Source organism: Mesorhizobium sp. ORM8.1 (assembly GCF_053005525.2).
In genome coordinates this window covers 1,595,663-1,608,666 of the sequence record NZ_CM132600.1, presented here as the reverse complement: position 1 = coordinate 1,608,666, position 13,004 = coordinate 1,595,663, and the positions used below count along the sequence as shown (strand labels likewise).

Annotated in this window: 10 protein-coding genes and 1 pseudogene; 4 read left to right on the top strand and 7 right to left on the bottom strand. The window is 60.3% G+C overall.

Annotation, left to right across the window (positions count from 1 at the left end; genetic code table 11):
- Positions 1-34 precede the first annotated feature (34 nt).
- A complete protein-coding gene (locus tag ACVDG8_RS08550; protein ID WP_447254313.1) occupies positions 35-1,288 on the top strand; it encodes a CapA family protein in 1,254 nt (417 codons plus the stop codon).
- A 16-nt stretch (positions 1,289-1,304) separates the two neighbouring features.
- Here ACVDG8_RS08550 and ACVDG8_RS08545 read toward each other — a convergent pair whose 3' ends face one another.
- Positions 1,305-1,811, bottom strand: coding sequence for a helix-turn-helix domain-containing protein (locus tag ACVDG8_RS08545; protein ID WP_447254312.1), 507 nt, complete (start codon positions 1,809-1,811; stop codon positions 1,305-1,307).
- Positions 1,812-2,007: 196 nt separating this feature from the next.
- On the opposite strand from ACVDG8_RS08545, the gene ACVDG8_RS08540 reads away from it, so the two are divergent.
- On the top strand, positions 2,008-2,208 hold the full coding sequence (locus ACVDG8_RS08540) for a helix-turn-helix domain-containing protein (protein ID WP_455707638.1): 201 nt from the start codon (positions 2,008-2,010) through the stop codon (positions 2,206-2,208).
- 389 nt (positions 2,209-2,597) lie between these two features.
- On the top strand, positions 2,598-2,900 hold the full coding sequence (locus ACVDG8_RS08535; protein WP_455707637.1) for a hypothetical protein: 303 nt from the start codon (positions 2,598-2,600) through the stop codon (positions 2,898-2,900).
- Here ACVDG8_RS08535 and ACVDG8_RS08530 read toward each other — a convergent pair.
- Together ACVDG8_RS08530 and ACVDG8_RS08525 are read right to left on the bottom strand one after the other, a co-directional pair.
- Positions 2,878-3,930, bottom strand: a complete 1,053-nt coding sequence (locus tag ACVDG8_RS08530) for a sensor histidine kinase (RefSeq protein WP_447254309.1) — start codon at positions 3,928-3,930, stop codon at positions 2,878-2,880. The two genes, ACVDG8_RS08535 and ACVDG8_RS08530, sit on opposite strands and share 23 nt — an antisense overlap.
- A complete protein-coding gene (locus tag ACVDG8_RS08525) occupies positions 3,927-5,366 on the bottom strand; it encodes an ATPase domain-containing protein (RefSeq protein ID WP_447257273.1) in 1,440 nt (479 codons plus the stop codon). The genes ACVDG8_RS08530 and ACVDG8_RS08525 overlap by 4 nt, the downstream gene beginning before the upstream one ends.
- A gap of 271 nt (positions 5,367-5,637) precedes the next feature.
- Between ACVDG8_RS08525 and ACVDG8_RS08520 the strand changes: the two genes are divergently transcribed.
- Complete coding sequence (locus tag ACVDG8_RS08520) at positions 5,638-7,554, top strand: PAS domain S-box protein (RefSeq protein WP_447254308.1); 1,917 nt, start codon at positions 5,638-5,640, stop codon at positions 7,552-7,554.
- Positions 7,555-7,975: 421 nt separating this feature from the next.
- Here the strand turns inward: ACVDG8_RS08520 and ACVDG8_RS08515 are convergent.
- The 4 genes and pseudogenes from ACVDG8_RS08515 to ACVDG8_RS08500 all read right to left on the bottom strand — a co-directional run bounded on the left by ACVDG8_RS08515 (position 7,976) and on the right by ACVDG8_RS08500 (position 12,947).
- Positions 7,976-9,168 (bottom strand): annotated as a pseudogene (locus ACVDG8_RS08515) (IS91 family transposase).
- A gap of 3 nt (positions 9,169-9,171) precedes the next feature.
- Positions 9,172-10,077 carry a tyrosine-type recombinase/integrase gene (locus ACVDG8_RS08510; protein WP_447254306.1) on the bottom strand — a complete coding sequence of 302 codons (906 nt, stop codon included), beginning with the start codon at positions 10,075-10,077 and terminating at the stop codon, positions 9,172-9,174.
- A gap of 259 nt (positions 10,078-10,336) precedes the next feature.
- The gene (locus tag ACVDG8_RS08505) at positions 10,337-11,749 is read right to left on the bottom strand and encodes a hypothetical protein (RefSeq protein ID WP_455707636.1); all 1,413 of its coding nucleotides are present in this window, start codon (positions 11,747-11,749) and stop codon (positions 10,337-10,339) included.
- On the bottom strand, positions 11,739-12,947 hold the full coding sequence (locus ACVDG8_RS08500; RefSeq protein ID WP_447257272.1) for an MFS transporter: 1,209 nt from the start codon (positions 12,945-12,947) through the stop codon (positions 11,739-11,741). The genes ACVDG8_RS08505 and ACVDG8_RS08500 overlap by 11 nt, the downstream gene beginning before the upstream one ends.
- Positions 12,948-13,004 lie beyond the last annotated feature (57 nt).

Sequence of the window (13,004 nt, the reverse complement as noted above, 5' to 3'; positions counted from 1 at the left end):
CGCCCGACATCCCAAATCCCAAAAGGCAAACTCCATGAAAGACCATTTTTGCGCGGTCGTAACCGGCCAGTCCCTGATCACGCATGACATCCGCAATATCCAGGATGAACGGTTCGCCGAAATTGTCCGCTTCCTGGGGAAGGGGGATCTCGTATTCACCAACTTCGAGTCGACGATCCTTGGCAAGCATGGCGGTTGGCCGACCAAGGGCAAATATTTCGGCTATTCCAAGGCCGAAGTGTTGGACGCGTTGCAGGCAATCGGCTTCAACGCGCTTGCCTTGGCGAACAACCACGCTTTCGACCTCGGCCCGAGCGGCGTGCTCAATACCCTGGAAGAGGTAGAAGCGCGCGGGTACCTGCATGCAGGGATAGGGGCGGACGAGACGGACGCGGCCAGACCGGGGGGCCGCCGGCTTGGGGGGCGCGAGGTCGCGCTTCTTGCTGTTGATGCAGGCCCAGGGCCGGCCAATATGTATGCGCAGAACGCTACGGCTTTTCGTCCGGCGCGTGCTGGCGTTAACCGGCTTATGACCACTCGAAAGTTCGGGGTGCCGAACGGGCATTTCCGCAGACTCGCGCGTCTTGGCGAACATTTGCAAATCTCGCCCTTCGAACTGGCCAACCACGCGCAGCCGGAGGATCCGCCGGAGGTGGCGAGCGGCAAGGAGATCAATTTCTACGGCACTGTTTTTGCGCAAGCTGCGAACTTTGGTCGGATCGTCGAGGTCGACTCTGAGAGCGCGGCCGTCCATCTGTCAGCTATCCGGCAAGCAGCAGCGCGAGGCGATTTCGTCGTTGCCTACCTGCATCATCACCATTGGGAGCCAGGTTGGCAGGACGTGCCGCGATGGGTGCGGACCTTTGCCCGGTCCTGCATCGATGCTGGCGCGGACCTCTTCGTCAGCCACGGCGCCCCCGTGCTGCAAGCGCTGGAGATCTATAATGGCTCGCCGATCTTCTACGGACTCGGCAACTTCCTCTTCCACGTGCATCCCAACGAAAACGAATGGGACCCGCCGGAAGTCTGGCAGAGCATTGTCGCAGCGTGCCGTTATGACGTGAGCGGGAGAATTGAAGGGATAGACCTCCTGCCCGTTGTGATCGGCGCCGACGCGAAGTCTATCGGATCAGCCACGGGCAGCTTGGTTCCGACGGCTGTGAACGGGAATGTGGCGCGAGATATACTTGAGGGGTTTGCAACCCGTTCGCGGCCTTTCGGTACTGATATCACAGTCTCTGGGTCGACCGGCCGCATCACTATGCCCGTTGCGCGAAAATACGGCTGACAAGTCCTACTGACAGTCAGGCCGTCTTGCGCTCAGCCGGCGAGTACTCGTCGGCCGCTTTGCTGTTAGCGTTGGCCAATGTCAACTCGTCCCCTAGTGCCGCGATCAGGGCTGAGATGCGGCCACGCACGCTAGGGGGAAGGTTCATCAGCCCTTCGATCAGGCGTCGGCCTTCCGCGCTGGCGATGAAGTCGAGCCTTTCATCCACGGGCAGGGGTTTCGCTTCCACACTTTTCTGATCATTACCCGGCAGGCCCTCAAAGAAGCGGCTCACTGGGACGTCCAACGACTTGGCGATCTCGTAGAGCATTGATGCGCTGACGCGGTTCCTAGCGTTCTCATATTTCTGAACCTGCTGGAAGCTAATGCCTATGGACCGGGCGAGTTGGCCCTGCGAAACGTCCGACTGGACGCGAACCATTGCGATCTGTTTGCCAACATGTTGATCGGCGGGGTGAGGGGCCCACTCGTTCGTTGGCTCCGATCCACTCTGAACGAGGACGGAGCGTTGCAGTTTCAACATGCCTCCCCATGCTCCTCTCTTAACCGGATAGGGATGTGCCTCCCGTGCCTGGAACCGGTGCCGATGCCACCTGAGCGCCAAGTCGCTATATAATACACATTATAGGGCGCAAAATAACCCTATATGTGGCAAACAAAATCGGCCTGCCGATTGTGGCCTCATGGTGAGTCCACGACAGATTCGAGCCGCACGAGCTTTGCTTGGTTGGTCGCAGCAGGAGCTTGCTGACAAGGCAATTGTGTCGCTGAATGCACTCGCCCGATTGGAAAACGGCAAGGTCGATTCCCGGATCAGTACTTTGCAGGCCATTGAGGCTGCTTTGGCAAAAGCGGGGGTCGAATTCTTGTCCGCCGGTCAAAGGGGTGAGGGTGTGCGGCTGTTAGATCCTCAAGCTTGAATGTCCAGTTGGCGTGCTCTTCACAAACGCATTGAGCGAGCTATCTCGGTAACCGACTTATGGCTGATTTGGGGCCGCAAGGAGACGGTCAGCTTGCGGGATTATGCTGTCGAAAAGCTGTGGTCGCTTTAATGGCCAAGCAGAAGCCCGGAGTCGTCACTTTCCGGAACGCACGCGCTATTGATCTGCGAGCGGTTTCACCAAATAGGACCGCATGGTGCGGCTACTGGTCGAGAAGAACGCCTCGACAGGCACGCCCGGCGCTAGGGTCAGGCCTTTCAGCTCTTCAACTCAGTGCGCGATAGGCTGACGCGAACCGTCTAGAAGCCCGCGCCGCTGCCGGCGCTCAACGCCTTGGATACAGCATCTACAACGCCGCGAAGGCTCTGGTGGACGGCAGGATTCGGATCGCTGCCAAGGAACTTGGATCACGTGGCATAGCAGTCAACGCCGTAGTTCCACGAAACCCATCGCCACCGAACTGTTCCCCAGGGCAAAGTCGGATGCCGATCTCGACGCCAACAAAACGGCTGGCCTACCGGAGGAGCCAGGGGCATGTGGCGCACCGAAGTCCGCAGAATGATCTACTTACTTTGATGGGTGGGGATAGCCAAGTCAGAGAGCCGGCATTCGAACAAGCGTCGAAGATCTTGAAGAGGACAGCCGCAATCAGCTCAGCACCTCCGCTGTAAGGCGGGAGAGTGGACCGCTAATCGAGAAACGCAGCCCATCCGTCGCGAAGACGAGATCGGGAGCCTCCCCGAACAGACTGGTCAATGCGGCGCGCATATAGCGCGTTCCATATCCTACTCGCGAGGGTACGACTACCGTCGGTCCGCCTGTCTCGGTCCATCTCAACGTCAGCATTGGTTCCGAACTCGACACTATATTCCACTCCAGGCGTATCCGGCCTTCGGGTTGAGACAAGCCGCCATATTTGATGGCGTTTGTCGCGAGTTCATGAAGGGAAAGTGCGAGGGTTGTGCCGGCATCGCGCGAAAGCAGCACCTCAGGTCCTTCAATCGTGATGCCACTTTGTCCTTCGGAGATGTACGGCGCGAGGACCGATTTTGAGACATCCGTTAAGGTCACGGTCTCGCCACCGGCGTCAAAGACTGCGGAATGCACGTTCGACAGCGCCCGCAATCGCCCCTTGAAATCTTGGACGAGGCCATCTGTCGAAGTCGCCCCGCGCCGTGTCATGTCAAAAATGGATACCACGGTTGCCAGAATGTTTTTCACACGATGATTGAGTTCGTGGCGCAGCTCCGTCTCCCGCTCAAGATAGTCGCGCACGTCGCGCTGTCGTGCCCTGGTGAGGAGTGCCGACTGGATTCCGCTTATCAGCTCAAGCGCGGCCACGGGACGCTGATAGAATATCTGCCGCGAACGTGGCCAAGCAGCACTCAAGGCCGCTTGGATGCGCGACTGCTGTGCCGCGCGGTCCAGCAGAACAACAATTGGGATTTCCGACCAATTCGGCTGGGCGTGAAGGAAGCCGCCAACTGTTGCGATAGCCTTGGAATCTAAAGCTTCGTGGGTAACAACCAGCACTCCAGGGGACAGTGCGAGCAAATCCTTCAAATCCTCGGGGCTCGCGGCTTGAGCTCGTAGACCTCGTTCTTGCAGCAGGGAGGCCGTGTAAGCAGCATCCTTGCGGTAGGGCGCCAAAATCAGCACCCAATCCAGTGTTCCCAGACTATTGCGCTCGGTGTCGCTCACGTCTCGGGCAGAGGATTGTATGCAACGACCGAAACCCCGGAACTCGCGATGAAAAGTTCCCGAACATCAAGGTCGTGCGGGCCGTGGCGCTTCTTGACGACGGTGATGTTGCGCCTCAGGCGGCCCTCGTGCTCGGCCATCCGAAGAAGAAGCACCGTGTCACCGAGAAAACTCACGTCCACGTCTATCCCGACATTCTGTCCGAGCAATCCATGCTGAGCGACAATGAGCATGGTCAGCACGTCAGCGCGCGCGAGATGTTTCAGGAGAGACTGGATATCCAGCACCGCCTTTTCGCGATGAGGAAGTGAATTCAGATACCCGGTAAAGCTGTCGATCACCACGACACGAGTGTTATTGCGGCTGACGACCTGCTGCACGATTTGGCCGAACTCGCCCGGCGAGATTTCGTTCGGACTAAAATCGTAGATGACGAGTTGGCCATCCTTGTAGAACTGCCGAAGGTCCATCCCAAGCCCCTCCGAGCGGCGAAAGAAAGTCTCCAGTCGCTCCTCAAAAAGGAACAGTGCGACGCTTTCGCCCCGCTGAAGCGCGGCAGTGGCGTAAAGTGACGACATCGTCGACTTGCCTGTCCCCGACTGGCCAATCACGAGCGTTATAGTTCCCGATTCCTGGCCGCCGCCGAACATCTCGTCGAGCGCGTCGACCCCAGATTTGATCAGTTGCGGTTTGCTCACTTCGGGAGGCGATCCGGGAACAAGCCTCGGAAACACCACAACACCTTCGCCCTCGCGAATGGCCATGTCGTGATAACCATCAGCAAACGGCACGCCCCGCATTTTGCTCACTTCGATACGCCGGCGCACCGCACCGTAATCCTCGAGAGATTTATCAAGCCGGATGACTCCGTGGGCGATGCCTTCGATCTCCTCGCCGTTGTGATCGCCGCCGCTTGTTTGGGTGTCGAGCAAAACCGCCACAATGCCCCGCTTGGCCAGGAAAGCCTTGAAGCCGATCAGTTCGCGCCGGAACCTTGGCGTGTCGCCGGTAATCAGCCGGATTTCTAGAAGCGAGTCATAGACCAGCCTGTGCGGTTGATATTCTTCGATCGCACGTTCGATCGCCTTGCGGGTCTCATCCAAACGAAGGTCGGCAGTCTGGAAAATCGTCTGATCGGCCGCGCCACTCACGGTGTCCGAAGCTGACAGCTCCTCAACACGGATTCCATCCAGCGTCCAGCCATGTGAAGACGCAATCGCTTGTAGTTCGGCGGCGGTTTGGGAAAGGCTGACATAGATGCAGCGTTCACCGGCCGCCACCCCGGCGCGCAGAAATTGCAACGCCGCGGTTGTCTTGCCTGCCCCCGGGTCACCTTGCACGATGTAGAAGTTGGAAGCGGGCAGTCCACCGCGAAGGATTTCGTCCAAGCCAGAAATACCGGAACTTACAACGGGCTGCATTTTTCGCTCGGCCATTCCGTTCTTCTCTCCAATCAGGATCATAAGCCCGCCGGTTGGGTACATAGGTTCGAAGCAGAACCGGAGACAGACCTAGCGGCGGCCCCACCCCAGCTATCTGAAATTCTACTTTGTCTACTGGCCCCACCCCCGTCAGGCAAGTAGCTCGTTGTAAGCCACGGCACTGTCAGCCAGTGCTGTCCAAGCCCGCATGCTTCGCTATCCGTCCATCGGTGGAACCATCCAAGACGGCGGCAGTTTCATAGAGTCAGCAATAGTGGATGGGGTGATGATTCAAGGGACCGTCAATCAAGCCGATGAGGATCGCTACCGCGTACTCGTCGAGGCCGTTACCGACTATGCGATCTATATGTTGGACCGTTCGGGTACCGTGACGAGCTGGAACACGGGAGCCGAGCGGTTCAAAGGCTATTCCGCGAGCGAGATCATCGGTCAGCATTTCTCTTGTTTCTACACTGAAGAGGATCGGGAAACCGGGCTTCCCTCGCGGGCTCTGGAGACAGTTGCCCAAGAAGGCAAGTTTGAGAGCGAAGGCTGGCGGCTCCGTCGCGATGGGACGCGTTTCTGGGCTCACGTGCTCATTGACCCAATCCGGGACCCAAGCGGCAAACTGACCGGCTTCGCCAAAGTCACCCGTGATCTTACAGAGCGCAAGAAAGCCGAGGAAGAACTTCGCCAAAGCCAGGAGCAGTTTCAACGCCTGGTCCAGGGAGTGACGGATTACGCGATCTATATGCTGGACCCAGAAGGAGTAATCACGAGTTGGAACGCGGGTGCGGAACGTATCAAGGGTTATTCGGCAGATGAAATAATCGGCAGGCACTTTTCGCAATTCTATACGCCCGAGGACCGTGAGCGAGGCAGCCCGCAAAGCGCCCTCGATATCGCCGCCCGTGAAGGGCGAGTTGAGCGCGAAGGCTGGCGAATACGAAAAGATGGGACCGCTTTCTGGTCCCACGTGGTCATCGACGCCATTCGGCACGAGGACGGCGAGCTCCTGGGGTTCGCCAAGATCACGCGCGACATTACCGAGCGAAAGAAGGCGCAGGAGTCATTAGACCAGGCCCGCGAGGCCCTTTTCCATTCACAAAAAATGGATGCGATCGGCAAGCTGACGGGCGGCGTTGCCCACGATTTCAACAATTTGCTGATGGCGGTTCTGGGCAGTCTTGGGTTGCTCCGCAAACGGCTTCCCGACGATCCACAGTTGCTGCGTCTTCTGGACAACGCGGTGCTCGGGGCGCGACGGGGGGCGTCCTTGACGCAGCGCATGCTGGCCTTTGCCCGGCGGCAGCAACTCGATCCAAAACCTGTGGACCTAATTGGGCTTATCCAGGGAATGAGAGAGTTGCTGGAGCGGTCGCTCGGCTCAAGGGCGATCATAGAGACGAAATTTCCGCTCTCGCTCGATCATGTGATGATCGATGAAAGTCAGATCGAACTTGCCTTGCTCAACCTGTGTGTCAACGCCAGGGACGCAATGCCTGACGGTGGGACCATCGTCATTTCCGCCCGGATGGAACAGGTCGGCGAAAGCAATGATGCTGGCTTGGCTCCGGGTCAATATGTTTGCCTCTCGGTAACAGACAGTGGCGAAGGAATGGACGAGGAAACGCTGGCGCGGGCAACGGAACCATTCTTCACCACAAAGGGTGTCGGCAAAGGCACGGGTCTCGGTCTGTCTATGGTGCATGGAATGACAGAACAAATGGGCGGGCGCCTGGCGCTTAGGAGCCGGAAGGGGGTTGGTACGACGGCAGAGCTGTGGCTGCCGGTCGCAACCGCGAACTCAGAAGTCACACGCGGGCCGGATGTACTCGCCCAGGAGCCCATTGAGGCGGTCTCTCTGCGGATCCTGGCAGTGGATGACGACGCCCTGGTCCTGTTGAATACCGCTGCGATGCTCGAGGATCTCGGCCATACAGTTGCGGAGGCGCATTCTGCGGCAGCAGCCCTAAGCGTGTTGGAGGAGCAGCGGTTCGACCTGGTCATAACGGATCACGCGATGCCGAAGATGACTGGCCTACAGCTGTCGAACACTATCAAAGACAAGTGGCCGAACATCCCCGTCATTATAGCAACGGGCTACGCCGAACTCCCGGGCACCAGTGAGATAAACCTTCTCAGCAAGCCGTTCACGGAAGAAGAACTAGCAAGCGCAATTGCAACCGCTAACCTTGTATAGGGTCGCTGCGAGACTGCCCAGCTTAGTTCCGGCGCTGGATGGCCACCGCACACCGGCTTCCATATGTTTACACCGGCGATGTCCGCTTCTGGAGGACGATGGGGTCAGCGCAATGACCGAAATTGTGAAGGGTTTCGGGTGCCGTCAGGCGTACGAAAGCCTCCCATGCAGGAACCCGCGGGCCGCATGCTGTGCGCTATGGGGATTTGTGTGGCGGGTGTGCCAGCGTCTGTCGCGAACGCTCACATTTCGTGCTGCGAGCGTGTCGAGGAAGTAACGTCCGGCTTGGTCGGGGAGCTTGTTACGGTGATTCTGACTGGGTTCGCGTGCCTGATGACCGGCGCAACAGCAAAGCGCACATGCGTTTCCGTTGACCTGCGCCGGCGTAGCGCGGTCGTGGGGGCAAGCGGGCCATGCCGGGTCATGGAGAGTTCTCCCGGCTCGCTGCGGTCGCGTTGGGCGGTCCGCGCGGCTGCCTCCACCGTTCGAACACCTCGATGACGACCATGCGTCCGCCGCAGCACGGGCATGACGGGCGGAAGTCTTCCGGCGCGTGCGGGGTGTCGTCATCGGGAGGTGTGGCAACGCTCAGCAGTTCGCGGGCGAGCGCGAGGCTGGCCTTGCGGGAGCCGCCGGCAAGCAGGCCGTAATGCCGGATGCGATGGAAGCCGTGCGGGAGGACATGGAACAGGAAGCGGCGGACGAACTCATCAATCGCGAGCACCATGACCTGCTGGCGGTTGGCGCCGTCACGGCGGTAATCCTTGTAGCGGAAGGTGACGCCGCTCTTGTCGAAGGCGATCAGCCGGCTGTTCGAGATCGCGACCCGGTGGGTGTAGCGCGACAGGTAGGCGAGCACCGCCTCCGGTCCCGCGAACGGCGCCTTGGCATAGACCACCCAGCGCTTCTTCCGGACCGGCGACAGGTGCCGCAGGAATGCCTGGCGGTCGCCCAGGTGCGCCATCGATCCGAAGAAGCTGAGCCGTCCGGCCTCGTGCAGCGTAACCAGCCGGGTGAGGAAGAGCCGGCGGAACAGTTTGCCGAGCACGCGCACTGGAAGGAGAAAAGCCGGACGCGACGATATCCACCGGCTTCCGTCCGGCGCGATGCCGCCGCCTGGTACGATCATGTGGACATGCGGATGCTGCGTCATTGCCGAGCCCCAGGTGTGGAGGACGGCGGTGATGCCGATGCGCGCGCCGAGGTGCTTGGGATCCGCCGCGATCGTCAGCATCGTCTCCGATGCCGCCTTGAACAACAGATCGTACACCTGCGCCTTGTTGTGGAACGCGATGTCGGCGACCTCGGCCGGCAGCGTGAACACGACGTGGAAGTATCCCACCGGCAGCAGGTCGGCTTCGCGCTCGGCGAGCCATGTACGCGCGGCCGCGCCCTGGCACCTGGGACAATGCCGGTTGCGGCAGGAATTGTAGGCGATGCGCCACTCGCCGCAGTCCTCGCAGGCTTCGACATGCCCGCCGAGGGCCGCGGTACGACATTGCTCGATCGCCGACATGACCTTGAGTTGCTGCAGACTCAGATGACCTGCATAGGCGGCCGATAGGCGGGCCCGGCGGCACGGAAGATGTCGGCGACCTCGATCGAGGCGCGCACGGATCAGCCGGGCGGCGACTTGCCTTCCATCAGCGCCATCAGCCGGTCGAGCGGCCCGGCGACCGCGTGGATCGTCCGGGTCGAGACCTTGGTGTAAAGCGCGGTCGTATCGAGCTTGCTGTGGCCTAGCAGCACTTGGATGACGCGGATGTCGACATCCTGCTCGAGCAGATGGGTGGCAAAGCTGTGCCGCAGCGTATGCGGGCTGATGCGCTTGCGGATGCCTGCGACTTCAGCAGCCTCCTGGACGGCGCGGTGCAGTTGCCGCGACGAGATCGGATCGGTGCAACTGCGCCCCGGGAACAGCCAGCCATGCGGAAGCATCACCCCGCGCCGCTTGCCTTCGCGCCACCACAGCCGCAGCAGTTCCAGAAGTTGCGGCGAGAGCATGGCGTTGCGGTCCTTGCGTCCCTTGCCCTGTTCGACGCGGATCAGCATGCGTGTGGAGTCGATATCATCGACCTTCAGGTGCGCGACCTCCGATACGCGCAGGCCCGCGCCATAGGCAACACCGAGCGCGGCCTTGTACTTGATACCAGGTGCTGCTTCGAGCAGCCGCGCCGCTTCCTCCACGCTCAGCACGTCTGGCAGCTTGCGTGGATAGCGCATGATCACCAGCACACGGGCCAGATCCCGCCGCTTCAGCGTCATCAGGAACAGGAACCGCAACGCTGAGACCGCGCCGTTGATGGTCGCAGGCCCGACGCCGTTCTCATGCTGATACAGCTGGAAGCGACGGATGTCCTCGGGCGTCGCAGTATCGGGAGCGCGCCCAAGGAATGCGGTAAAGCGCCGGACGTGACGCACGTAATCCTGCTGTGTATGCGGTCCCAGACCTCGCATCAGCATGTCTTGCTGCATGCGCTGACGAAGCGGTGATATCGGTGCATTGGTCGGCAGGGTAGCCATGGCGAGTTCCTCTCGTTGAAGGGAACTCCATGGTCTGGTCGGGCCGTTAGGCACTCAAAGCCGAAGATTACCATACCGCATTGCCAACCGCGCCTTCCCGCGAAGCGGGTTCGTGCATTGGGCGCATAGCTGCCGTTCAACGCTCGGCCACCTAACGATGAACGGCGTAGACGCCGGTAGGGCTTGCCCGTCGTGTTAAAACCCACCGCTCACTGTCGCTCCGCCTTCGCTTGCGCGTGAATGACGAGCACGAGTCAAATCACGCATAAGCCCATTCCGCATCGGTCGGCGCGATCATCCTTTGCCGCAGCCGGTTGTGGAGTTGCTGCCACGAAGGGTCCGTCACGAAGCTGCTCATGCTTCCACATGCCTTGGCGAAAGGAATATCGCCGACGCGGTTGACGAGGCCGCTTACCGCACCGGTCCTGCACTCCAGGAATTGTTCGAAGGGATCATCATCACACTCAATGACCCGATGCCCCCACGCTCCGGGCATGTCGTCCGTTGCAAGAGCTCGACGAAGATCTCCGTCGATGCCCGCTATCTCCAGAGCCTGGCAGACGACATAGCGCATCAGGGGATAGTAGAGCGGCTGATAACTGCCTCCCAGCGCGCGCACGCGAGGCAGGATCGACAGCACCAGAAACATCAGCAGCAGATTGGGGATCAGGCTGCGGTTCGCCAGGCGCTCGATTATGTCGCTCGCCGTGAAGCGGGCTACCTTTGTGCCGGTCGCCGGATGGATGAGGTCTCCGGCGGTCAACCGCAGCGGCAGGCGTTTGCCATTTTCATAGAACCAGAAGAAATCGGTGCCGCGCGCGAGCCAGCCACTCCACGGGCCGGCACCTAGCCTGTCGAGCCCGGCAACGATATTGGACGCGACCGTCGGGTGCTCGAGCAGTCGCGTCCGTAGCCAGGAGTCGTCGTCGGACAAATGGTCCGCCACCAGGTCGGCGATATCCTCGTCGTCAATCTGCAGGAAGGCGAAGGTGTCCCCGAACAGTTTTGGCCAAAGCATGAGGTTGGCGGCCTTGATGGCATGCGACGGCCGGTCGAACGGCGTCTGCGGTAGAAGGCTGCGAAGCTGAGCGAGGGCGCCTCCCTCTTTGTTTGGTTCCGTCGGCACCAGCTCAAACCGATAGGATGCCGGCCCTGTAAGAAGGTTGTATCCGATCATCCTGCTTCGGCTGAGGCCAAAGACGTTGATCGGCTTCCCGTCTACCGCGAACCAGCCGGGCCCCTTGCGCGGCTTTTCAACAAGGCTCACCGTCGAAACGGCGTAGGAGACGTAGGACGAGCAGCCATGCGCCGACAGGCCAAGCAGGCTCAGTATATGCGTGTAGTACGCCTCGGGCTCCAACAGGAGAAAAAGGTGCGGGCCGGTCTGCAACACGCGGCGTTCCGCGAATTCCGAGCAGATTCGTGAAACGGCGCTGGCGGGTAATCCACTTCGCTTTCCCGCGTTGCTGATCGTATCAAGCAACTTCGAGAAGGCGCGACGTCGAATTGCAGGCTCGGCTGTCTGCCGCGGTGCCTCGAAAAGGCGGGAGGCGTAGTCGCGGACGGGCCGTGCATAACAGGGCCGCATCCAGGGGTATAGCGTCGCCAGCGACCCGAGGATGATCTGTTTCGCGTCTGCATCTGCTGTTAGCTCGTCCACCTCACGATTCACCCTTTCGATGTCCGGCCCCGAGGCTCAATGAAGGGATGCTGATCAGGAGCATCACGCCGAAGCCGAAGAAGACCGTCGAGGGAAATACACTGTCGCCCAGGACGGTTGCGGTGCCGAAAATGAGCAATCCGAGCGCGACCGCGAGACTGTGCATGACACCCTTGGCCCTGCCCAACACATTATCGCCGACACGCGACTGCAGTGTGACCTCGATGCTCACCCGGCCCAGATTGTAGAGACATCCGAGCGTGGCAAAAACAATTAGTGTCCAAGGCGCGCGCAAAGTGATCAACGACATCAGCGCGAGCGCAGTTGAGCCCAGCAGCATGAGATGAAGTATAGGAGCACTTACCGCTCGTGTCAGCCTGACGAAAAATCCCGCTCCGACCAGCGAACCCGCCGACCAAGCGGCCTCAAGGTGGGCAAAATCCGCGGCCGTGCCTTCCTGTTTTTCGAAGATGAAGCTTGATCCCATCACCGTGACCAGCACTGCGCCTCCATAGAGAAGCGCATATGCGGCAAAGAGACGAAGCAGGCGCCGATCGATGGTAGGCGCGGAGGTATTTGGCCTGTTGCCGCCTGGCAGGATCGGGTCCAGCCGCATCCAGGAAAGCGAGCCAGCGGACATCAGAAAGAACAGGGCAATGGCCGCGAATGCGGGGGCAGGGGAGCCGCCATTCAACAAAGATCCGGCCAGCAATGCTGCGCCGAGACTGCCCAACTGCATGACGAAGAAGATGCTCGAATTCGCCTTCGCGAGATCGCCGCCGCGCGCCGCGAGCGGGATCATTGCTTGCGCGGCGGTCAGCGCGACACGATCGCAAAGCGAGAACAGAACCGCTGATAGGCACAGCGTTGGCAATACCTCGAGATGGAGGAGCGAGAACGCCGTCGTCAGCATAACGGCAAAGCGACCGACGTCCGCCGCGATGCCCAGGCGTCGGCGATCAAACCGATCCGCCAGTACGCCAGCCGGAGGGCTCGCGATCAATTCGACGACACTGACGATGGCAAGCACGGTTGCGACGCCGGCGCTTCCGTAGCCCGCTTCGACAAGCGCCCAGGAACAGGCGATGTAATAGCCATTTCGTCCGACAGCCGCCGCAAAGGTGGTGGCCAGAAACCAACGGTGAATGCCTGGTCGAGCGCCCGGTCTCCTGTCACAACAAATGCGGATTGCGTTTGACACGGGCGGCACATCCAATCGCCGCTCTTCGTATCCGATTTGCCGAATCCTGCTTAACATTCCTGCCTA